Consider the following 22,433-nt stretch of genomic DNA (forward strand, 5'->3'; position numbering starts at 1 on the left):
TTTTAGGCCAGACTGGACAGGCGTATGCAGCCAGAATTCCGCCGGTGAGATAGCCTCGTACCAGTAAAAATTCAACCGATTATTTCGAGCCCAAATATTTCAATCGTTTAGAAACAATGGGATTTACGTAAACGTCAAAATTTCAGGGCGAAAAGACCTTCAGGCGGTCATTGTTTTGCCGGTTTCCGATGCTTCCGGCCGGGCGTGCCGGGCGGCCCAGCCGTCAAGCCAGTCGCGGCTCTGCATTTCGATGAGACGCGAGACGGTGCGGTCGAACTCGAACGCCTCGGTGCTGCCGGGCTTGCCGGCATAGAGCGCCTGCGGCGGCGCTTCGGCGCTGATCACCGTACGGATGTGATGATCGTAGAGCGTATCGACCAGCAGGATCAGGCGCTTGGTCTCGTTGCGCCTGGTCTCGTCCAGCACCGGCACATGGTCGATGAACACCGTGGCGTAGCGCCCGGCGATCGCCAGATAGTCGCGCGCGCCATGCGGCTGCGCGCACAGGTCGGCGAAGGTGAAGCGCGCGGCGTCTTCCGTCGCCAGCGGCACGATTATGCGACGGCCCTTGACCGTCACCGCGGCCGGTACGGCCGGCCGGCCATGCGTCATCGCCTGCCAGGCCTCGTCCATCTGGCGGTCGGCCGACAGTCCGAGCGGCGTCACATAGACGGGCACGCGGTTGAGCTTCTGCAGCCGGTAGTCGGTGTCGGCATCGAGGTCGAGCACCTGCGCATGGTGCTTCAGCACATCGATGAAGGGCAGGAACAGCGCGCGGTTGAGGCCGTCACGATAGAGATTGTCGGGGGCGACGTTGGAGGTGGCGACCAGCACAACGCCATTGGCGAAGAGCGCGGAAAACAGCCGCGACAGGATCATCGCGTCGGCGATGTCGGTGACGGTGAATTCGTCGAAGCACAGCACCCAGGCTTCTTCGGCAAGGGTGGCGGCGACCGGCGGGATCGGATCGTCTTCCTTCGTCTCGCCGTTCTTGCGCGCCAGCCTGTGCTTCTGGATGCGGTCCTGCGCATCGGCCATGAAGTCGTTGAAATGCATGCGCCGCTTGCGCCTGACCGGCACCAGCTCGAAGAACATGTCCATCAGCATGGTCTTGCCGCGGCCGACATCGCCATGGATGTAGAGACCCTTGACCGGCGCCTTCTTCTCGCGCTTCTTGCCGAACAGCCAGCCCAGCGCGCTGGACTTCTTGGCCAGCCGCTTCTCGGCGATTTCGTCGATGAGATGGTCGAGGGCGCCGACGATCTCTTCCTGCGCGGGGTCGCGCGCGATCGCACCGGTTTCGACAAGATGGTCGTAACGCTGCCTGACCGTTACACGCGTCTGGAGGCCGTCACGCACATGCATCGGTCATGTCTCTGAAAAAATCCGCCACACCGTAGACCATGATGCCGAAAAGTGTGAAGCGGTTTTCGGACGGCATCATGGTCTGTCTAATTGATCTTGCCGCATGCGTGCAACGCCAAGTAATTCCACTTGACTGCAACATGCTCTCGCGGCCTGCCTCGGCGGCAGGCCGAACCTGTGAAATAACCCGCCGCTGTCAGCGGCTGAGCGAGATCGGCAGGCCGCTTTCGGTCTGTCCGTCGAACTTTTCAGGGCCGGAGGAGTAGAGCCGGGCGAGCGTGCCGCCGTTCTCGTCATAGAGCGTAAGCTGCTTTCCGGCAACGTTCCACGACTTCACGCCGTCCACGGGAGCCGGGCAGCGCAGCGGGCCGGCGCGGTAGCCCTGGCCGAACTTGGTCTGCGGCGTGGCCACGCGGCAGCTCTGGCCGGAGATGTTGACGTTCCAGACGCCCGCGACACTGCCGGCGGTGAGGTCTGGAGCGCCGGCGGCGGGGCCTGAACTCGGCGGCAGCGCCGCCACCTGCGTTTCAGTGCCCGGCGCGGCGGGGAATTGCGAGGCGTCGGTCGAACCGGGAGCCACCGGCGGCGGCAACTGGCCCGTGGTGACCTGCCCCGTCGGCGCGGGCGTCAACGGCGCGGGCTGGCTGTCGAAAGACGACATTCGTGAACTCTGGCAGCCAGCTGCCACCAATGCCGCCAACGAAACCGCCAACAGGCCCGCTCTCGAAAAACTCATCTGGCATCCCTCCATCGGAACCGTTGTTCTGCCGATCAAAACATTGCGCCACAAACAGGGCAGTATCGGTCAAATTTCAACCAGTCATGATTAACATAGGGTTTCGCGACCCGAGATTGTTGCAGAAATGCCGCAAATGACCGACTGCCGCACGCCCTGTTCACGGGCCGCGCTCCCTTCTACGCTGCCCGGCACGAAGCCTCCGGCTTGCGCGGCGCGGCCCGGCCATTATCCTGCCGCTGTCGCGACCACACGCAGGAGCTTGCATGGCGAGAAAGCCGAAATCCGCCAATCCATACTACCACGGCCCTGTGAGCGACCATTTCGACGGGCGCATTTTCTTCAACCCGAACGGCAAGCCGCCGGCCACGCTGAAAGGCCTGCTGAAATGGCAGTTCGGCGGCGGCCACCGCGCCAAATGGCCCGCCGCCTGGCCGAGCCCGTTTGCGCATGCGGTTCCCGAGCCGGCCGTCCGCGATCACAATCTCAGGGTCACGATGGTGGGGCATGCCTCGCTGCTGGTGCAGGTGGCGGGCGTGAACATCCTCACCGATCCGGTGTGGTCGCAGCGCGTCTCGCCGTTCTCCTTCGCGGGGCCGAAGCGGGTCAACGCGCCGGGCATCGCCTTCGATGACCTGCCGCCGATCGGGATCGTGCTGCTCAGCCACAATCATTACGACCATCTCGACATCGCCACGCTGAAGCGGCTGCAGGCCGTGCATGACCCGCTGCTCGTCACGCCGCTCGGCAATGATGCGGTGGTGCGCGCCGGCGTGCCCGGGATGCGGATGATGACCGGCGACTGGGACGACCGCTTCGAGCTCGACGAACTCACCGTTCACATCGAGCCGGCCCACCACTGGTCGGCGCGCGGCACGAAAGACCGGCGCATGGCGCTGTGGGCGGGCTTCGTCATCGATACGCCCTCCGGCAAGATCTATTTCGCCGGTGACACCGGCTTTCACGACGGCATCATCTACCGGCGGCTGGCGCAAAAGCATGGCGGCTTCCGCCTCGCCATACTGCCCATCGGCGCCTATGAGCCACGCTGGTTCATGGAGCCGCACCACCAGAACCCGGACGAGGCGGTGCGCGGCATGAAGCTGTGCAACGCCGCCTTCGCCGCCGGTTGCCACTGGGGCACGTTCCGCCTCACCGACGAGCCGATCGAGGAACCGCGCGAGAAACTGCAGGAAGCGCTCGACCGGCGCGGCGTGCCGCGCGAGCGCTTTCGCGCCATGCGTGCGGGGGAGGTATGGGACATTCCAGAAACCGCGGAGGGGTGAAAGCGGCGTCGGCTGCGTGAAAATCGCGCATTCGGGAACGGAGTCCGGCGGTCTGCATTTCAGGAAGGCAACGCAAAACCGTTAGAGGGAGTCCCAATATGTCCGATACCAGCACCGCCAGGGCTCATCGCAAATCCCCCCTCACCACGCCGACCGGGCTTGGCGACAATGCGCGCCGCGACGTCACGGCCGCGCTCAACACGCTTCTGGCCGATGTTTTTGCACTCTACATGAAGACCAAGAATTTCCACTGGCACATGAGCGGCCCGCATTTCCGCGACTATCACCTCATGCTGGACGAACACAGCGAGCAGATATTCGGGATGACCGACATGCTGGCCGAGCGCGCCCGCAAGCTGGGCGGCACCACGCTGCACTCCATCGGCCACATCGCCCGGCTGCAGCGCATCCAGGACAACGATGCCGATTTCGTCACCCCGGAAGACATGCTGAGCGAGTTGCGCGAGGACAACGAGCAACTGATCGCCGCCATGCGCGAGGTGCACGACACCTGCGACGAGGCCAATGACGTCGCCACCGCAAGCGTGCTGGAAAACTATATCGACGAGGCCGAGCGCCGCGCCTGGTTCCTGTTCGAGGCGACGCGCAAGAACTGACCTGCCGGCGAGACTGACGGATTTTTGATGCAAAGGGCAGGGGCGGCGCGCCTGCCAGAGCCCTTCTCTACTGGTAATTCACCGTCGTTTCCGCCATATAGGGCCGCAATGAACAGGACAGCGCCCTTTGCCAGGATGAACGGGCTCGGCAACGAGATCATCGTTGCCGACATGCGTGGCCGCGCGGATCGCGTGACGCCGGCGGCCGCGATCGCGCTCAATGCCGATGCGGCGACGAAGTTCGACCAGATCATGGCCATCCACGACCCGCGCACCGCCGGCACGATCAACTATATCGAGATCATCAATTCCGACGGCACCCAGGCGCAGGCCTGCGGCAACGGCACGCGCTGCGTGGTGCAGGCGCTGGCCGCCGAGACCGGGCAGAAGGTGTTCACCTTCGAGACCGTCGCCGGCATCCTCAATGCCGAGGAACATGCCGACGGGCTGATTTCGGTGGACATGGGCGTGCCGCGCTTCGGCTGGCGCGACATTCCGCTTGCCGAGGAGTTTCGCGACACCCGCATGATCGAGCTGCAGGTCGGTCCGATCGACGCGCCGGTGCTGCACTCGCCATCCGTCGCCTCGATGGGCAATCCGCACGCCATCTTCTGGGTGGACCGAGACGTCTGGTCCTACGAGCTGGAACGTTTCGGGCCGCTGCTGGAAAACCATCCGGTCTTTCCCGAGCGCGCCAACATCTCCATCGCCCAGGTCACCGCGCGCGACGCCATCACGCTGCGCACATGGGAGCGCGGCGCGGGGCTGACGCGCGCCTGCGGCACGGCCGCCTGCGCTGCCGCCGTGTGCGGGGCGCGCACGCGTCGCACCGACCGCAAGGTCACCGTCACCGTTCCCGGCGGCCCGCTGGTGATCGAATGGCGCGACGACGACCATGTCGTCATGACCGGCCCGGCCGAATGGGAATTTTCCGGCAGCTTCGACCCCGCCACCGGTGCATGGCAGCGCGACACGCAGGACGTCGCCTGATGGGTATCGACATCATCACCTTCGGCTGCCGGCTCAACACCTATGAGTCGGAAGTGATGCGCCGCGAGGCGGAAGCCGCCGGGCTCGGCGCGCTGAAGAACGGCGCGGTGATCTTCAACACCTGCGCCGTAACCGCCGAGGCCGTGCGCCAGGCCAAGCAGTCGATCCGCAAGGCGCGGCGTGAAAACCCCGATGCGCGCATCATCGTCACCGGCTGCGCCGCCCAGACCGATCCGGACGCCTTCGTCGCCATGGGCGAGGTCGACCTCGTGCTCGGCAACGAGGAGAAGCTGAAGGCGCACAACTATCGCGCGCTGCCCGATTTCGGCGTCAACGACACCGAAAAAGCGCGCGTCAACGATATCTTTTCCGTGCGCGAGACGGCCGGTCATCTGGTCGATGCCATCGAGGGCCGCGCGCGCGCCTTCGTGCAGGTGCAGAACGGTTGCGACCATCGCTGCACCTTCTGCATCATCCCCTACGGGCGCGGCAATTCCCGCTCGGTGCCGATGGGCGCGGTGGTGGAGCAGGTCAAGCGGCTGGCCGGCAACGGCTATGCCGAGGTGGTGCTGAGCGGCGTCGACATGACCAGCTATGGCGCCGACCTGCCCGGCGCGCCCAAGCTCGGCAGGCTGGTGAAGACCATTCTGCGCCAGGTGCCGGACGTGAAGCGACTGCGGCTATCGTCCATCGATTCCATCGAGGCCGACGACGAACTCATGGAGGCCATCGCCACCGAGACGCGGCTGATGCCGCATCTGCATCTTTCGCTGCAGGCGGGCGACGACATGATCCTGAAGCGCATGAAGCGACGCCATCTGCGCGACGATTCCATCCGCTTCTGCGAGGAGGTGCGCCGCATGCGCCCCGACATCGTCTTCGGCGCCGACATCATCGCCGGCTTCCCGACCGAGACCGAGGCGATGTTCGAGAACTCGCTGAACATCGTCGAGGAATGCGGGCTGACGCATCTGCACGTCTTTCCGTTTTCCCCGCGCGAGGGGACGCCTGCGGCGCGCATGCCGCAGGTCGACGGCCGCGCCATCAAGGAACGCGCCGCGCGCCTGCGCGCCGCCGGCGAGGCGGCCTATCGCCGGCATCTGGAACAGCTGGTGGGCACCCGCCAGTCGATCCTGGTCGAGCGCGACGGGCTTGGCCGCACCGAGGGGTTCACGCTCGCCGCCATTGAAGGCGGCGCGCCCGGCAGCATCCTCGCCGCCACCATTACCGGTCAGGACGGCGCCCGGCTGATCGCCGCGCCCACCGCCATGGCCGCCGCCTGAGAAGAGACAGCATGGCATTCGGCTTCATCAAGAAAGTCTTTTCCTTCGGCAAGAAGGAAGTGCGGGAGACGCCCCCCGAGGCGGAAGCAGCGGTAACGCCGTCCCTCGAGCAGCCGCAGCCCGAGACCGAGGCGCCGGCCGCTCCATCCCCCTCGAAGGAAGGGGGCATCGATGCAGTCGATCGGGATGAGGTTGCCCGATCGTCTGACGCGACCGAAGTGAACGCTGTCGCCGAGGCGCCGGTGGTTGCGGAAGCGCCGGCGGCGGTGGAAGAAACTCCCTCTGGTCCTTCGGACCATCTCCCCCTAGACGGGGCAGAAGAGGTCGAGCCGGTTTCCCCCTCCCCGGAACCCGAGTTCGTCCCGGAAGAGCCTGCGCCCGCGCCCACACCCGTGGAGCCGGAGCCGGTGGAGCCTGCTCCATCCGAACCCGAAATTCCGGTGACGCCCGGCGAGGTTCCAACCGAGCCGGAAGAAACGCCGGTCGCGCCACCGGCCGAAATCCCCGTGCCTGCCCAGCCGCAGGAAGTGCCGGCCGAGCCTGTCGAGGTTCCCGAGCCACCGCAGGAGACCGCGCCGACGTCCCCCTCCCCCTTGAGGCAGGAGCCGGTCAAGGCAATCGACCGGGATGGGCTCGCCGGATCGCCGGACGCGGCAGACGCGAACGCTACCGCCGAAGCGCCTGTTGTTGCGGAAGCGCCGGTTGCGCCGGAAGTGCCGGCGGTGGTGGAAAAAACCCCCTCTGATCCTTCGGACCATCTCGCCCTCGAGCGGGAAGAGGAGGTCGTGGCGCCCGCCCCCGGCAAGGTCACTGTTTCCAAAAAGGTCGAGCAGAAGGCCGAGCCCGTCGCGCCGCAGGCAGCACCCGAGCCGAGGCCGAGCTGGTTCCAGCGTCTGCGGCAGGGGCTGTCGCGTTCCTCGAAGGAGCTTTCCGGCTCGATTGCCGGCGTCTTCACCAAGCGCAAGCTGGACGAGGATACGCTGGAGGAGCTGGAGGATGTGCTGATCCGCGCCGATCTGGGCATGGAAACCGCCATCCGCATCACCGATACGCTGTCGGCCAGCCGCTACGGCAAGGATGTGTCCGACACGGAAGTGCGCGCCATCATGGCGACCGAGGTGGAGAAGGTGCTGACCCCGGTGGCGATGCCGCTGGAGCTCGACCTGTCGCACAAGCCGCATGTCATCCTCGTCGTCGGCGTCAACGGCACCGGCAAGACCACGACCATCGGCAAGCTGGCCGCCAAGCTCACCGAGGGCGGGCTGTCGGTGATGCTGGCGGCGGGCGACACGTTCCGTGCGGCCGCCATCGAACAGCTCAGGATCTGGGGCGAGCGCACCGGCTCGCCGGTCGTGTCCTCCAAGCTCGGCGCGGACGCGGCGGGCCTCGCCTATGACGCCTTCGAAAAGGCCAAGGCGGCCGGCTCCGACGTGCTCATCATCGACACCGCCGGCCGGCTGCAGAACAAGGCCGAGCTGATGGCCGAGCTGGAGAAGATCGTGCGCGTGCTGGGCAAGCTCGATCCGGAAGCGCCGCACACCGTGCTGCAGACGGTCGATGCCACCACCGGCCAGAACGCTCTCAACCAGGTCGAGATTTTCCGCAATGTCGCGGGCGTCAACGGGCTGGTGATGACCAAGCTCGACGGCACCGCGCGCGGCGGCATCCTGGTAGCGATCGCCGCCAAATACCGCCTGCCGGTCTATTTCATCGGCGTCGGCGAGCAGGTGGACGATCTCGAACCGTTTTCCGCCGGCGATTTCGCCAAGGCGATCGCAGGGGTAGCTTGAACATCATGAACGAACCGATCCTCGAACGCGACCCGTCGGACCCGAAGAAGAAGGAAGTGAACCCGCTGCTCAAGCTGGTGCTGGAGTTGGGGCCGCTGCTGGTCTTCTTCTTCGCCAATGCGCGCGGCGCGTGGCTGGTGGAACAATTCCCCATCCTCGGCGATTTCGGCGGGCCGATCTTCGTGGCGACCGGCCTGTTCATGATTGCGACGGCGGTTGCGCTCATCATCTCCTGGGTGCTGATGCGCTCGCTGCCGATCATGCCGCTGGTGTCGGGCGTCGTCGTCTTCATCTTCGGGGCGCTGACACTGTGGCTGCAGGACGATGTCTTCATCAAGATGAAGCCGACCATCGTCAACACGCTGTTCGGCGCCGTGCTGCTGGGCGGGCTGCTGTTTGGCAAGTCGCTGCTGGGCTATGTCTTCGACAGCGCCTTCCGGCTCGATGAGGAAGGCTGGAAAGTGCTCACCCTGCGCTGGGGACTTTTCTTCCTGTTCCTGGCCGTGGCCAATGAGGTGGTGTGGCGCAATTTCTCCACCGACGCCTGGGTGGCGTTCAAGGTGTGGGGCATCATGCCCATCACGCTGGTCTTCACCTTCAGCCAGATGCCGCTGATCATGCGGCATTCGCTGGACGACAGGTTCAAGAAATAATCGACACAGGCAAGGCGCGTCGGGACCGTTAACCCGGCATGCGATCTCCGCATTGCTGCATTGCGGCAATGAATGTTGCATTGCAGCATAACTCTGGCAAACTCCTTACCGTCATCTGGGAGGAGCCGAACCGCCGACGGAATGCGGCGGCCCAGAAGGAGAACTTGCCATGATCTTTTCAAACGTCATCACCACCGCCCGCGACCGCATTGCCAAGCGCCGCCGCTACAATGCGCTTGTCGCCGAAATCGAGAGCCTGAGCCCGCGCGATCTTGCCGACTTCAACGGCAACCGCAGCGAAATGCTCTATCACGCCTACCGCGAAATCTACGGCTGAGCCGCTTTTGCCCCATGCGACGCTGCCGACAGGCAGTCCGCGTTTTCCGGGCAAATGGGAGTTGCCGGAAATTATCCGAATGGAGCGTTGCGCGATGGCGCGGCGCTCCTTTTCTGTTGCGGAAAGCTCACAACCAGTCGATCCAGCGGCCGTGATAGTCGCATCTGGCGAGATGCCGCGTCTCGCCATCAGGCCACAGAGTCAGGCTGAGGGTTGCATGAGGATCGCTGGTGGCGAGCGGCTCCATGCGCAGCCAGGCGATAGGCGCATCGGCCGTCGCATTCCGTCCGGCCATTTCGAGCACCCCGGAAATGTCCGCACGCGTCGTCTGCGGCATATATTGCCACATGATCGAATGAAACAGCACGAAGGCCGCGCCGGGCTGGCGTGACGCCAGACGCGTGCGCACGAACCCGGCGGCGTCGACCTGCTCCAGCGAGAAAGGCACGCCTGCCGCCAGCCCGATTGCGGCATCGAGCCTTTCGAGCCGCAATGCCTGATCCGCCCAGATGTAGGAGCGCAGGCGCAGCCTGTCGGCCGGATTGCCGATATCGACCGGGGCGATGTCGCAGCCATGGCGGCCGGTCACGACCAGATCGCCGTCCAGCTTCGGCAGCTTGCCGCGCAGTTCCGGCGCAAGCCGCACCGGCGAACCTGCGTCACCCCATTCAGCCTCCCCATAGCGATAGTGGAAGCGATCGAACAGCAGGTTGAGCGCAGCGCTTGAGCCGATCTCGTGCAGCGCCAGCGGCAGGCCGGTTTCGCGCGCGACCGTCAGAAAACCTGGAAGCAGCATGCCCGACCGCGCGATCTCATTGGTCTGCGGCGCATTGACGAGAGCCGCAAGCAGCACGGCGTCATGGCGGGCGATGGCATCGGCAAGGATGGCGCGAAGAGTTTCGTCGTCGATCCGGTTTGGCGGATAGATGTTCGCGAGGCGGCGGTCGGAACCGGACAGGACGAGTGCGTGCAGGCCGCCGCACAGGCGCAGCGCCAAGGCGTCGTCGCGCGGATCGCCCTGCCAGTCGAGTATGCGGCGGCCCGTCCCGGTCGCGCGGTCAAGCAACCTGGCAAGGGCGCGGCACAGCCTTGCGGTGAAGGACGAGCCGAGCGTGTCGCAGGCCTTCGCCTGCGCCTCGAAATGGGCGCGGACGGCCGGAGCATCGTCGGAGAGGAAAAATTCGCTCATTGCAATGCTCCGGGATTCGGCTGGTATTTTTCGGGGCTATGAGGTCGGAGCCGCGAGCGCCTTTTCCACTTCCGGCAGCAGCACGCTGCGCGCCGATTCCGGCGAGAGCGGGCCGACATGCTTGTAGGCGATCTTGCCGTCGCGGCCGATGACGAAGGTTTCCGGCACGCCGTAGACGCCCCAGTCGATCGCGGCGCGGCCGTTCTCGTCAACGCCGACGGCGTGGTAGGGATTGCCGAGATCGCCGAGGAAGCGGCGGGCGTTTTCGGGCTTGTCCTTGTAGTTCAGCCCGACGATGTCGAAGCGCTTGTCCTGCGACAGCGCCATGAAGACGGGATGTTCCTCGCGGCACGGCGCGCACCAGGAAGCGAACACGTTGACCAGCGTGACCTTGCCGGCAAAATTCGCCGAATCGATGCCCGGCAGCGAAATGCCTTCCAGCGGCGGCAGCTTCGTTTCCGGCGCCGTATGGCCGATGAGAGCCGAGGGAATGGCCGAAACGTCGCGACCTGACATGAGCTGCGTCAGGAAAATGCCGGCCAGCACCAGAAAGATCACCAGCGGCAACAAAAGGAGAAGCCGGCGGCGGGGCGGCTTCGGCTCCTGGGTTTCGACGCTCATGCGGCAGCCCCCCTGCGGTCGGAGCGGCGGCGCGCGCCGCTGGCTTCCAGTTCGGCCAGCTCGCGCCGGCGTGCGCGCTGGTCGAGCAGAATCCACCCCACGAGCGCGGCAAGCACCAGCGCCGACACGCTGTAGGCAGCCAGAACGTAAAGCGCATGAACGGTCATGAAAATCTCCTGCGCGGCGCGGCAAAGCCGGTATCCGTCATGCGGTGGAAAGTCGCCTGTTTCATGGCCGTTACATATAGCATGTCGCAGCCAAGTGAAATCACTTGGCGTCGCACACATGCGGCAAAATCAATCAGATAGACCATGATGTCGTCCGAAACCGCTTCACGCTTTTCAGCATCACGGTCTAACCGCGTCCATGCGGTCGTGCAATCGATCCGCGCGATCGGGGACCGACGATGAACGGATCGTGACCGCCAGCACTCATCCGCCCGCGCGATAGTAGACGGATGGCTTGACCGACTGGTCGCGCGACACGGCGTAGACGTCATAGACCGCCCTGGGGTCGTTCCCCATTCCGAGCGATCCCTCCGGCATGCCGGGAACCGCGATGCCGGCGATGTCCGGCTTTTCGGAGAGCAGCTTGCCCATGGCCTCGAGCGGCACATGACCTTCGAGGAAATAACCGTCTATCGCCGCGACATGGCAGCCTTCCATGCCCGCAGGCACGCCAGCCATCTTCCTGACCTGCGACAGATCCTCCAGATCCATCGACTTGACCTCGTAGCCGGCCTTTTCCACGGCCTGCGCCCACAGCTCGCAGCAGCCACACCAGGGCGTCTTGTAGACCATGACTGTCCCGTTCGCCTCCCCGGCCACGGCAACCAATGGCGACCCAAGCAGCAGCGCGCCGGCCAGCAATGCTTTTCGGATGGAAGTCATGGTCGCGGTCTCCTTGTCACGGCATGAAATGCGTCGCCCATGCTACCGGACGCTGCCCGGCATTGCAGCGGTCACGTCCGGGTGAAATTGCCGCACACTGCCCGCCGGGGGACCGGATCGGGGATTTAATCCGTTCCATGGCGCAGCGCCAGGGCCGCGGCCACGGGCCCGATCACCGCGAGGAACAGGCTCAGCGCGCACAGGATGAGGAAGGGTTGCAGGAACGGATTCGGCGAATTCACCGCGCCATAGCTTGCCGAAACGCCGAAGATCAGCACCGGGATCACCAGCGGCAGCACCAGCACCGAAACCAGCAGGCCGCCACGCGGCAACGCCACCGCAACGGCGGCACCCGCCGCGCCGATAAAGGTGATGGCCGGCGTGCCGACCAGCAGCGTCAGCGCGGCAGCACCGATGCCGATCGGCTCCATGTTCATGAACAGGCCGAAGAGCGGGGCCGCCACCACCAGCGGCAGCACGCTGGCCGTCCAGTGCGCGAGGCATTTGACGAAGACGGTGGCAGCCAGCATGTGGCGGTCGTGGTTGAGCACGATGAGGTCGAGCGAGCCGTCCTCGCGCTCGGCCTGGAACAGCCTGTCGAGGCCGAGCAGCGAGGCGAGCAGCGCGCCGATCCACAGGATGGCCGGGCCGATGCGGGCAAGCAGGTTGAGATCCGGCCCGACGCCAAACGGTATGGTGGCGATGACGGCGAGGAAGAACAGCACGCCGACCAGCGCGCCGCCGCCAGCGCGGATGCCAAGCCTGACATCGCGGATGTAGAGGGCCAGCATCAGGCGATTTCTCCGGAAATGTGGCAGGCCCCGGCTGCGCGAGGAACGCACCCTGCGTTGCCCCCCTCTGGTGTAAAGGAACGCGCCATCTCGCTGTCGGCATGTGGTGAAAACGTCACTGATGTCCCTCCATGCGCAACTCCTGCACGCTCTCGAGCCCGAGCGGCAGGTGGGTGGCGGCGACGATGATGCCGCCCTCTTCCAGATGGGTGCGCATCAGTTCCGAAAAATGTGCTTCCGACCGCTTGTCGAGGCCCGAGGTCGGCTCATCGAGCAGCCAGACCGGCCGGTGGCTGACCAGCAGCTTGGCGATCGACACGCGCCGGCGTTGGCCGGTCGACAGGTAGCCGAAGGGAAGGTGGCCGATCGTTTCCAGCCCGACCGTTTCCAACGCCTCCATGACCGAAACCTGCGGTCGCCCGAAGAAGGACTGCCAGAAGCCGAGATTTTCCGAAACCGTCAGCGCCGTCTTCATCGCATTGTCGGGGCCGAGATAGTGACAGGCTGATTCGACGGACGGAAACTCCTCGCCGCCCCCTTCCAGCGAAAGCCGCCCCGCCGCATGCGGCAAAAGGCCCCCCACCACCCGCAGCAGCGTGGATTTGCCCGCGCCGTTCGGGCCGGTGACGACCAGTGCTTCGCCCGCTCCCAGCGTGAAGCCGATGCCGGAGAAGATGGTTTCCCCGCCACGGCGGCCTTCGATATTTTCGGCGGACAGCCGCATCGGGTTCCTTTCGCAAACGTCCTGGGTGGTTATCGCGTTGCAGCAAATTTGCCTTTATCGCTCTAGAACTATTCTGAAAAATTCTCTATATGCCAGCCAACCACGCCAGCGGTCGGCATGGTATCAGAATTAGCGCCGAACCAGCGCGCGCGCCGCCTTGAACGGCCGGGTCGCAGGAAGCGGACAGCGGAAATGGCCGTACCCGCACCTTTGCGCGTGATTGCATGCACTGGCGTCCGTTTCCCCCATCGGCAACCGACAGTTAGGGATCGCACGTGTCCAAATCACTCGACAGTTTCAATTGCCGCAGAACCCTCAAGGCAGGGGATGCGGAATATGTGTATTACAGCCTGCCCGAAGCCGAGAAGAACGGCCTCGCCGGCGTTGCCCGGCTGCCCTACTCGATGAAGGTGCTGCTGGAAAACCTCCTGCGCAACGAGGACGGCCGCTCCGTCACCAAGGAATCGATCCAGGCCATCGCCGCCTGGCTGACCGACAAGGGCACCGCCGGCGTCGAGATCGCCTACCGCCCGGCCCGCGTGCTGATGCAGGACTTCACCGGCGTTCCGGCCGTGGTTGACCTTGCGGCCATGCGCGACGGCATCAGGAACCTCGGCGGCGACCCGGAGAAGATCAATCCGCTGGTGCCCGTCGATCTGGTCATCGACCACTCGGTGATCGTCGACGAGTTCGGCACGCCGCGCGCCTTCGCCCGCAACGTCGAGCTCGAATATGAGCGCAACGAAGAGCGCTACAAGTTCCTGAAGTGGGGCCAGCAGGCGTTCCGCAACTTCCGCGTGGTGCCGCCCGGCACCGGCATCTGCCATCAGGTCAATCTCGAATATCTCGCCCAGACGGTGTGGACCAACACCGAGGACGGCGTGACGACCGCCTATCCGGACACCTGCGTGGGCACCGATTCGCACACCACCATGGTCAACGGCCTGGGCGTTCTGGGCTGGGGCGTGGGCGGCATCGAGGCCGAAGCGGCCATGCTCGGCCAGCCGGTTTCCATGCTGCTGCCGGAAGTCATCGGCTTCCGCCTCACCGGCAAGCTGAAGGAAGGCGTCACCGCCACCGACCTGGTGCTGACCGTCACCCAGATGCTGCGCAAGAAGGGCGTGGTAGGCAAGTTCGTCGAGTTCTTCGGCCCCGGCCTCTCCAACATGACGCTCGCCGACCGGGCGACCATCGGCAACATGGCGCCGGAATATGGCGCGACCTGCGGCTTCTTCCCGGTCGATTCGGAAACGGTTCGCTATCTCACCATGTCGGGCCGCGCCGAAGACCGCATCGCGCTGGTCGAGGAATACAGCAAGGCGCAAGGCATGTGGCGCACGGCCGATTCGGCCGACCCGGTCTTCACCGACACGCTGGAACTCGACCTCGGCGAAGTCGTGCCCTCCATGGCCGGCCCGAAGCGCCCCGAAGGCCGCGCAGCACTCGAAACCATCCCGGCCGGCTTCGCCGCGGCGATGGAAACCGAGTACAAGAAGACCGTCGACGTGGCCAAGCGCTACGCCGTCGAGGGTGCCGATTTCGACCTCGGCCACGGCGACGTGGTGATCGCGGCGATCACCTCCTGCACCAACACCTCGAACCCGAGCGTGCTGATCGGCGCCGGCCTTCTCGCCCGCAACGCCAACCGCCTCGGCCTCAAGCAGAAGCCGTGGGTGAAGACCTCGCTGGCCCCCGGCTCGCAGGTCGTGGCCGAATATCTGGAGAAGTCGGGCCTGCAGACGGAGCTCGACCAGATCGGCTTCAACCTCGTCGGCTTCGGCTGCACCACCTGTATCGGCAATTCCGGCCCGCTGCCGGCGCCGATCTCCAGGACCATCAACGACAAGGGCCTGATCGGCGCGGCGGTGCTTTCGGGCAACCGCAACTTCGAAGGCCGCGTGTCGCCCGACGTGCAGGCCAACTACCTCGCCTCGCCGCCGCTGGTGGTCGCCTATGCGCTGGCCGGCACCGTCACCAGGGACCTCACCACCGAGCCGATCGGCGAGGACAGGGACGGCAAGCCGGTGTTCCTCAAGGACATCTGGCCGTCCAGCCAGGAAATCGAGGAGTTCATCGCCAGAAACGTCACGCGCGAGCTGTTCGCCCGCAAATATGCCGACGTGTTCAAGGGCGACGAGAACTGGCAGAAGGTGCAGGCCCCGAGCGGCCAGACCTACACCTGGGACGACAACTCGACCTATGTGCAGAACCCGCCCTATTTCGTCGGCATGGGCATCAAGCCCGGCGCCGTCAGCGATATCAAGGGCGCGCGCGTGCTCGGTCTGTTCGGCGACAAGATCACCACCGACCACATCTCGCCGGCCGGTTCGATCAAGGCGGCTTCGCCCGCGGGCAAGTACCTCACCGACAATGGCGTGGCGGTTGCCGACTTCAACCAGTACGGCACGCGTCGCGGCAACCATGAGGTGATGATGCGCGGCACCTTCGCCAATATCCGCATCCGCAACCACATGCTGGGCGAAAACGGACGCGAAGGCGGCTACACCATCCACTACCCGTCCAAGGAAGAGATGCCGATCTACGATGCGGCCATGCAGTATCGCCAGGAAGGCGTGCCGCTGGTCATCTTCGCCGGCATCGAATACGGCAACGGCTCCTCGCGCGACTGGGCTGCCAAGGGCACCAACCTGCTCGGCGTGCGCGCGGTGATCGCCCAGTCCTTCGAGCGCATCCACCGCTCGAACCTGGTCGGCATGGGCGTCGTCCCCTTCGTCTTCGAGGAAGGCACGTCCTGGGCCTCGCTCGGCCTCAAGGGCGACGAGACCGTGACGATCGACGGGCTGGAAACCATCCGTCCGCGCCAGAAGATGGTCGCCAAAGTCACCTTCGCCGACGGTACGGTGAAGGACGTGCCGATCCTGTGCCGCATCGATACGGTCGACGAACTCGACTACTACAAGAACGGCGGCATCCTGCAATACGTGCTGCGCGATCTCGCGGCCTGATCCGCCTGCCGCCGCACACGTGAAACAAGCCGCCGGTGCCCACGCTCCGGCGGCTTTTTCGTGCCTTGTCCGCCTTTGGTACAAGGGCGCCCCCCAATCCGGTTCATTTCAGGCACATAACGCGATTATCACGCTGATCGCCCGTGTCTGTCACCGCAACGTGACTTCACCTTGAAGTCGCCATCTGCCTATTGTTTTGGCAAAGATAAGCCGGCGTCTCGCCGGCACCGGTTGGAACGGATATGAAATTGTATTTTGTCACTCGCCTGGCGGTGTTGGCGCTGGTGCTGCCGACGCTTGGTGCCGCTGCCAGCGCCCGCGACCTTGCACGCCCCGACGGCGTTATCGAACTTTTCACGAGCCAGGGCTGCAGCACCTGCCCGCCCGCCGACAAGCTGTTCGAGGAATTCGCCACCAAAGGCAATCTGGTGGCGCTGGCCTATCACGTCGACTACTGGGACTATCTGGGCTGGCGCGATACGCTGAGCAATCCCGACAGCACCGATCGTCAATATGCCTATTCGCGCGCCTTCGGCACCCGCTCGGTCTACACCCCGCAGGCGGTGATCAATGGCCGCATCCACGTCAATGGCGCCAAGCGGGACGACATCGCCGATGCCTTCGACGAACTCAACAAGGCCGGCGAAGGCCTCAGTGTCGATGTCGCCATCCATGAGACCGGCGACAGCATGATGATCGAGACCGGCGCAGCCGGCAAGGCGCCGGCGCGCAAGGCGCATGTGCTGCTGATCTTCTTTGCGCCGCCGCAGTCGGTGGGCATGAAGAAGGGCGAGAACGAAGGCCGCACCATCACCTACTGGAACGCGGTGACCAATGTGCAAACTGCCGGCGTGTGGCGCGGGGAGCCGGCAAAATACGAGATTCCCGATGGCAACATCCCGCCCGATGGCGGCTGCGCGGTGCTGTTGCAGGCCGTCGGCAAGGATGGCGCGCCCGGCCCCATTCTCGGCGCCGCGATCTACCGCAAGGCTGCCGCCGGGGACGAAACCTCGCTGCACGAGAACGCCGCCGCCCAGTGAGCGGCGAAAGCTTCGTGCGGGAGATGTGGCGCGCGGATAGAAAAAACCGGCGCCTGTGACTGCTGGCACCGGTCAGTTGGTTTGGGATCGTCGCGCTCGGCTCCTCACAAGGAGGCCGAGGTTGGTTCGATCCGACGCAGACCCGTGGGCGGGGGGCTTGGGGTTTACAGGCCGGTGCCGGACCGAACCGTCTCAGGCAACGATGACAAGTTCGTCTGACATTGGGGCGTGATCGCGGATAAAAGGCGGCAGAAATGTGGCGGGGAATCACCATTGAAAACAAGGCGTGCCTGTTCGTGACCGTTTTGCCGCTCGGCGGTTGCCGTTTGCCGACCCCGAGACCACCAGCAGTTGCATGAAGCGGTTGGCAGGGCTTGCAATTGAGGCGCGAAAGCGCGACCCTGTCTTTCATCGAACTGTCATGAGAGGCGCTTGGATGAGCAATCGCGCAAATTCAGGGGAGGGTGGGGAGGAATCAGCAATATTGATCCCTCTTCAGGAAGCCAGACGTGAAAGACAGACGATGCCGGTTTGCTTCGACCGGCGCGAACTCGATCAGATCCTGAAAGTTTACGGCCGTATGGTCGCCGCCAATGAATGGCGCGACTACGCCATCGACCATCTCGCCGACCGGGCGGTTTTTTCGGTGTTCCGGCGGACCAGCGAAACCCCGCTTTACCAGATCGTCAAGGACCCGAAACTGGCGCGCAAGCAGGGCGCTTTCAGCGTCGTGGCGATGGGCGGCCTGATTCTCAAGCGCGGGCATGAGCTGGCGCGGGTGCTGGGCGTGTTCGACAACAAGCTGAAGCTGGTGCGCCAGGCCTGAGGCCGTCGCCACCGCGCATCGGCAGGCCGCGCGAGCGGCAGCAAAGCGCCTGTTCTGGCGAACTACCTGCCCTTGGCCGCAAAATTGCGCTCCGGCAACGAGGCCGGATCAGGCGCGAGGCGATTGCCGCCATTCATCTCGAACTGCATGAACACCGTGTCCAGCCAGCGTCCGTGCTTGTAGCCCGATCCTTCGAGCACGCCGCTATGGCGGAAGCCGGCCCGTTCGTGCAGCCTCACCGACGGGCTTTCGGGCGAACCATCGCCGATCACCGCCACCATCTGGCGAAAGCCGAGCGCCGTTGATTCGGAAATCAGCCGTTCCAGCAGCCGGCGGCCGATGCCCTGCCCCTTCGCCGCCGGCGCCACATAGATCGAATTCTCGACCATGAAGCGATAGGCGGGACGCGCCCGGAACGGACCCGCATAGGCATAGCCGACCACGCTCCCGTCGCGCTCCGCGACCAGATAGGGATAGGCGTCTTCGCGCAGGCCGGCGAAACGCGCGGCCATCTCCTCCCTTGTCGGAGGATCCAGTTCGTAGCTTGCGGCGCCGTGGATCACCGCGTCGGCATAGATGGCGGTGATGGCGTCGAGGTCTTCCGGCGTGGCGGCGCGGATGGTGGTACTGCTCATTTTTTAGGCACCTTTGCTACATGCCTGAATTTAAGCAAAGAGTGCGGCAAAAGAAAAGGGCGGCCGCCTGGCCGCCCCGATCCTGTTCCGGTTTCGTGGCCCGCAAGCCACGCAATCCCGCCTTTATTCGCGGTTGCCCATGAACTGCAGCAGGAAGGTGAACAGGTTGATGAAGTCGAGATAGAGCGTCAGCGCGCCCATGATGGCCTTGCGACCGGCGACCAGAACGTCGTCGCCCTCGAAATACATCTCCTTGATCTTCTGCGTGTCGTAGGCGGTGAGGCCTGCGAACACCAGAACGCCGATCGCCGAGATGGCGAACTGCAGCGCCGAGGACTGCAGGAAGATGTTGACCACCATGGCGATGATGAGGCCGAACACGCCCATCACCAGGAAGGTGCCCATGCCGGTGAGGTCACGACGGGTCGTGTAGCCCCACAGCGACAGCGCGCCGAAGGCGGTGGCGGTGATGAAGAAGGTCTGCACGATGCTCTGCGCGGTGAAGACCAGGAAGATCGACGACAGCGACAGACCCATCAGGGCCGAGAACACCCAGAAAGCGGTCTGCGCGCCGGAAACCGTCATGGTGTGGACGCGTGCGCTCAGGAAGAACACGACACCGAGCGGCGCCAGCATGACCAGCCATTTCAGCGGCGAGCCGTAGAGCGCCACGCCGGCGCTGGTCAGCATCTTGCCGTTGGCGAGCGTGGCGACGGCGGTCGCCGGATCGTTGGTGGTGGCCATCATCATCGTGGCCAGTGCGGCCACGCCAGTGATTGCGAGGCCAAGCGCCATCAGGTTGTAAACCTTGAGCATGTAGGCGCGCAGGCCCTCGTCGATCGCGCTGTCGGCGCGGGAACCCGCGGGCGCGACGCGCGTCTGATAGTTGCGAAGGTCAGCCATTGATTTCCTCTGTTGCTTCTGCCCCGTCGGGTGTCGGATTTCCTGCGAACCCAGGCGCCGCTGGCGGGACTCCAGCATGCCTACGGCAAATATGATGATTCTTTTGGGCAAGAACAAGACCCGTTACACGGTGCAATCCCTTGTGATTGCAGGGAATATCCCGAAATTCGACCCGATTGCGAAGATTTGATGCCCGCCAGCCCGGCCGCCGCCTTGCACGCTACAGCTCCCGCAGCACCGGCGCAGCCTTGTGACCCAGCACCCTCCAGGTGCCGACAAGCCCGACGCCGACCGTCACGACAAGCGCGATCAGCAGCGTTACCACGGCCACTTCCGGCAGGAACAGCCATGGCAGTTTCATCACCCGTGCGACAACAAACCACGCCGCCACACCACCCGCCGCGAGCGCGAAAACGGCGGTCGCAAGCCCGATCAGCATATATTCGAGGGAAAAGGCGGCAATCAGCGTGCGCCGCGTGGCGCCGAGCGTCTTCAGCACCACCGCGTCATGGATGCGGGCGCGGTTGCCGGCGGCCAGCGCCCCGGCCAGCACCAGCACCGAGGCGACCAGCGCGACGCCGGCGGCCACGCGGATGGCGGTGCCGAGCTGGTCGATCAGGTGGTTTATGACCTCCAGCGCATCCTTCACCCGCACGCTGGTGACGGCCGGGAAGGCGCGCGTCACAGCGTTCAGCACGCGCGCATCGTCGGCGGTGCCGGTGCCGGGCGTCAGCAGCGTCGCCAGCCAGGAATGCGGGGCGCCGGCGAAGGTGTTGGGCGAGAACACCATGACGAAATTGATGCCCATCGATTCCCACTTCACTTCGCGGAAGCTGGCGATCTTCGCCGTCACGTTGCGGCCCAGCACATTGACGGTGACGGTGTCGCCGAGCTTCAGCCCCAGCTCACCGCCCTCCTGAGCGGAAAAGGACACCAGCGGCTCGCCCTGATAATCCGGCGGCCACCATTCGCCGGCCGACAGCGTCGAGTTTTCCGGCAGGTTCTTCGCATAGGTCAGGCCGCGGTCGCCGCGCAGCACCCAGGCGCCGGCCGGCGGCACGTCCAGTTTCTGCACCTCCACGCCGTTCAGCGCCATCACGCGGCCGCGCAGCATGGGCACGCGCACCAGCTTGCCGCCCGGCGCTTCCCTGGCGATAAGGTCGGCGAAGGCATCGACTTCGGTCGGCTGGATGTCGACGAAGAAGAAATTGGGCGCATCCTTCGGCAGGCTGCCCGAAATCTGCCGGCGCAGATTGCCGTCGATCAGCGCCAGCGTGACGAGCAGGGTGAGCCCGAGGCCGAGCGACAGCACCACCGAAGGCGTCAGCGCGCCGGGACGATGGATATTGCCCAGTGCCAGCCTGAGCGCGGTGGAGCGTACGCGCGGGCTGCGGCGCGCCAGCCATTGCACGCCGAGCCCCACCACGCGCAGCACGATGAAGGAAAACACCGCCGCGCCGACGAAGATCAGCGCCAGCCGCCGGTCGCTGGAAAACCACACCGCGAGCGCTGCAAGCAGCACGGCGAGCCCGCCAGCGGCAGCGACATAGCCGAGCTTCGGCAGGCCGCCGCCAAAGCCCATCTCGCGGAACAGCGCGGTCGCCGGCACGTTGCGCGCGCGGCCGAGCGGCAACAGCGCGAAGGCGAGCGTCACCAGGAAGCCGAACAGCGCGCCCATCGCCAGGGCGCCGGGATAGACGCCGCCTTCGGCCGGCACGGGGATGACGCTGGCAAGGGCAGCGGCCGCCGCAAAGGGCATCAGCGCGCCAAGCACAAGGCCGATCGCCACGCCGATCGCCGCGATCAGCAGGATCTGCACCAGATAGACGGTGAAGACGAAGCCGCCGGACGCGCCGAGGCTCTTGAAGGTGGCGATGACCGCGCGCTTGCTGTCGAGATAGGCGCGCACCGCATTGGCCACGCCCACGCCGCCGACCACCAGCGCGGTCAAGCCCACCAGCGTCAGGAACTGCGAAAAGCGCTCGATATTGGCCGAAAGGGCGGGGGCCGCATTGCTGCGGGTGCGGATGCTCCAGCCGGCCTGCGGAAATTTCTCGCCGGCCTCGGTACGGATATCGGCAAGCCGGGCTTCGCTCACGCCATCGGGCAGGCGGATCTTGTAGGCGTGCTCGACAAGGCTGCCGGGCTGGATGAGCCCGGAGGCGCGCAGGCCCTCCAGCGACACCATCAGGCGCGGCGCGAAGCCGAACCCTTCGGAAATGGCGTCCGGCTCGTTCACGATCGTCGCGCGCAGTTCGAAGACGGCATTGCCGAGCATGACGCGGTCGCCCACCTTCAGGCCGAGCCGCTCCAGCAGGAGATCGGCGGCCGCCGCGCCATAGACGCCGCCCGTCTCGCCGAACAGGTCTTCGCGGGAAAGAGCCGGCGCGGTTTCCAGCGCGCCGAACAGCGGGTAGGCGGCATCCACCGCCTTGACCTCGGCCAGCGACTGGTCCGCCCCGTCCGGCAGGCGCACCATGGAGCGCATATTGGCGCTGCGCGACAGGGCGCCCAGGCTTTCCAGATAGGCGGCCTCATCGGCGGTCGCCTCACGCTGGTTGAGCTGGAAGCGCAGGTCGCCGCCGAGCAGCACCTGACCCTGACTGGCGACGCCGGCGGTGATCGACCGGGCGACGGAATTCACGCCGCCGATGGCCGCCACGCCGAGCGTGATGCAGGTGAGGAAGATGAGGAAGCCGCGCAACCCCCCGCGCATTTCGCGCAGCGAGAAGCGGAAGGCGAGCCGCAAGGCCTTTGCCGTCGTCATGCGCACGCCCCCGCGATGGCGAGC

General features: G+C 65.3%; 22 protein-coding genes. 10 read left to right on the forward strand and 12 right to left on the reverse strand.

Translation table 11 applies throughout. From position 1 onward, the window contains the following. Positions 1-159: 159 nt before the first annotated feature. Positions 160-1,365 carry a cell division protein ZapE gene (gene zapE / locus C7441_RS21720; RefSeq protein WP_109614656.1) on the reverse strand — a complete coding sequence of 402 codons (1,206 nt, stop codon included), beginning with the start codon at positions 1,363-1,365 and terminating at the stop codon, positions 160-162. 196 nt (positions 1,366-1,561) lie between these two features. Further along, positions 1,562-2,101, reverse strand: coding sequence for a protease inhibitor Inh/omp19 family protein (locus C7441_RS21730; RefSeq protein ID WP_026060110.1), 540 nt, complete (start codon positions 2,099-2,101; stop codon positions 1,562-1,564). 266 nt (positions 2,102-2,367) lie between these two features. Here C7441_RS21730 and C7441_RS21735 point away from each other — a divergent pair, with 266 nt between their 5' ends. From C7441_RS21735 to C7441_RS24185, 7 genes are all read left to right on the forward strand, one after another. Then, the gene (locus tag C7441_RS21735; RefSeq protein WP_109614658.1) at positions 2,368-3,387 is read left to right on the forward strand and encodes an MBL fold metallo-hydrolase; all 1,020 of its coding nucleotides are present in this window, start codon (positions 2,368-2,370) and stop codon (positions 3,385-3,387) included. 98 nt (positions 3,388-3,485) lie between these two features. After that, positions 3,486-4,004 carry a Dps family protein gene (locus C7441_RS21740; protein ID WP_109614659.1) on the forward strand — a complete coding sequence of 173 codons (519 nt, stop codon included), beginning with the start codon at positions 3,486-3,488 and terminating at the stop codon, positions 4,002-4,004. 108 nt (positions 4,005-4,112) lie between these two features. Next, entirely contained in the window at positions 4,113-4,994 is an 882-nt protein-coding gene (dapF, locus tag C7441_RS21745; RefSeq protein WP_109614660.1) for a diaminopimelate epimerase, read from the forward strand. After that, on the forward strand, positions 4,994-6,277 hold the full coding sequence (gene mtaB / locus C7441_RS21750; protein ID WP_170125224.1) for a tRNA (N(6)-L-threonylcarbamoyladenosine(37)-C(2))-methylthiotransferase MtaB: 1,284 nt from the start codon (positions 4,994-4,996) through the stop codon (positions 6,275-6,277). The genes dapF and mtaB overlap by 1 nt, the downstream gene beginning before the upstream one ends. 11 nt (positions 6,278-6,288) lie before the next feature. Next, positions 6,289-8,067, forward strand: coding sequence for a signal recognition particle-docking protein FtsY (ftsY, locus tag C7441_RS21755; RefSeq protein ID WP_109614662.1), 1,779 nt, complete (start codon positions 6,289-6,291; stop codon positions 8,065-8,067). A gap of 5 nt (positions 8,068-8,072) precedes the next feature. After that, on the forward strand, positions 8,073-8,720 hold the full coding sequence (locus tag C7441_RS21760; protein WP_109614697.1) for a septation protein A: 648 nt from the start codon (positions 8,073-8,075) through the stop codon (positions 8,718-8,720). Between the two features lie 169 nt (positions 8,721-8,889). Next, positions 8,890-9,057 carry a hypothetical protein gene (locus C7441_RS24185; protein ID WP_019170765.1) on the forward strand — a complete coding sequence of 56 codons (168 nt, stop codon included), beginning with the start codon at positions 8,890-8,892 and terminating at the stop codon, positions 9,055-9,057. 127 nt (positions 9,058-9,184) lie between these two features. Here the strand turns inward: C7441_RS24185 and C7441_RS21765 are convergent, their stop codons facing one another. The 7 genes from C7441_RS21765 to ccmA form a co-directional block, all read right to left on the reverse strand. Then, positions 9,185-10,246 (reverse strand): DUF2332 domain-containing protein, encoded by a 1,062-nt coding sequence (locus C7441_RS21765; protein ID WP_109614663.1) that lies wholly within the window; start codon positions 10,244-10,246, stop codon positions 9,185-9,187. A 36-nt stretch (positions 10,247-10,282) separates the two neighbouring features. Beyond that, positions 10,283-10,867: a DsbE family thiol:disulfide interchange protein gene (locus tag C7441_RS21770; protein WP_109614664.1), complete on the reverse strand. Its 585-nt coding sequence runs from the start codon at positions 10,865-10,867 to the stop codon at positions 10,283-10,285. Beyond that, entirely contained in the window at positions 10,864-11,034 is a 171-nt protein-coding gene (gene ccmD, locus C7441_RS21775) for a heme exporter protein CcmD (RefSeq protein ID WP_109614665.1), read from the reverse strand. The genes C7441_RS21770 and ccmD overlap by 4 nt, the downstream gene beginning before the upstream one ends. Then, complete coding sequence (locus C7441_RS24190; RefSeq protein ID WP_170125225.1) at positions 11,031-11,180, reverse strand: hypothetical protein; 150 nt, start codon at positions 11,178-11,180, stop codon at positions 11,031-11,033. Before C7441_RS24190 ends, ccmD begins: the two co-directional genes overlap by 4 nt. Before the next feature lie 118 nt (positions 11,181-11,298). Then, entirely contained in the window at positions 11,299-11,757 is a 459-nt protein-coding gene (locus C7441_RS21780) for a DUF411 domain-containing protein (protein WP_109614666.1), read from the reverse strand. Positions 11,758-11,882: 125 nt separating this feature from the next. Beyond that, entirely contained in the window at positions 11,883-12,548 is a 666-nt protein-coding gene (gene ccmB, locus C7441_RS21785) for a heme exporter protein CcmB (protein ID WP_019170771.1), read from the reverse strand. Between the two features lie 115 nt (positions 12,549-12,663). Next, the gene (gene ccmA, locus C7441_RS21790; protein WP_109614667.1) at positions 12,664-13,272 is read right to left on the reverse strand and encodes a heme ABC exporter ATP-binding protein CcmA; all 609 of its coding nucleotides are present in this window, start codon (positions 13,270-13,272) and stop codon (positions 12,664-12,666) included. Positions 13,273-13,547: 275 nt separating this feature from the next. Here ccmA and acnA point away from each other — a divergent pair, with 275 nt between their 5' ends. The 3 genes from acnA (at position 13,548) to C7441_RS21805 (ending at position 18,104) form a co-directional block, all read left to right on the forward strand. Further along, positions 13,548-16,238, forward strand: coding sequence for an aconitate hydratase AcnA (acnA, locus tag C7441_RS21795; protein WP_109614668.1), 2,691 nt, complete (start codon positions 13,548-13,550; stop codon positions 16,236-16,238). 242 nt (positions 16,239-16,480) lie between these two features. Then, entirely contained in the window at positions 16,481-17,278 is a 798-nt protein-coding gene (locus C7441_RS21800; RefSeq protein ID WP_109614669.1) for a DUF1223 domain-containing protein, read from the forward strand. 436 nt (positions 17,279-17,714) lie between these two features. Continuing rightward, positions 17,715-18,104, forward strand: a complete 390-nt coding sequence (locus tag C7441_RS21805) for a DUF2794 domain-containing protein (RefSeq protein ID WP_109614670.1) — start codon at positions 17,715-17,717, stop codon at positions 18,102-18,104. A 62-nt stretch (positions 18,105-18,166) separates the two neighbouring features. On the opposite strand, the gene C7441_RS21810 is transcribed toward C7441_RS21805, so the two are convergent. The 3 genes from C7441_RS21810 to C7441_RS21820 form a co-directional block, all read right to left on the reverse strand. Further along, positions 18,167-18,739: a GNAT family N-acetyltransferase gene (locus tag C7441_RS21810; protein WP_109614671.1), complete on the reverse strand. Its 573-nt coding sequence runs from the start codon at positions 18,737-18,739 to the stop codon at positions 18,167-18,169. A gap of 123 nt (positions 18,740-18,862) precedes the next feature. Next, the gene (locus C7441_RS21815; protein ID WP_109614672.1) at positions 18,863-19,642 is read right to left on the reverse strand and encodes a Bax inhibitor-1/YccA family protein; all 780 of its coding nucleotides are present in this window, start codon (positions 19,640-19,642) and stop codon (positions 18,863-18,865) included. A gap of 220 nt (positions 19,643-19,862) precedes the next feature. After that, positions 19,863-22,409, reverse strand: a complete 2,547-nt coding sequence (locus tag C7441_RS21820) for an ABC transporter permease (RefSeq protein ID WP_109614673.1) — start codon at positions 22,407-22,409, stop codon at positions 19,863-19,865. Between the last annotated feature and the right edge of the window lie 24 nt (positions 22,410-22,433).

The sequence above is a fragment of the Pseudaminobacter salicylatoxidans genome (assembly GCF_003148475.1).
GTDB lineage: Bacteria > Pseudomonadota > Alphaproteobacteria > Rhizobiales > Rhizobiaceae > Pseudaminobacter > Pseudaminobacter salicylatoxidans.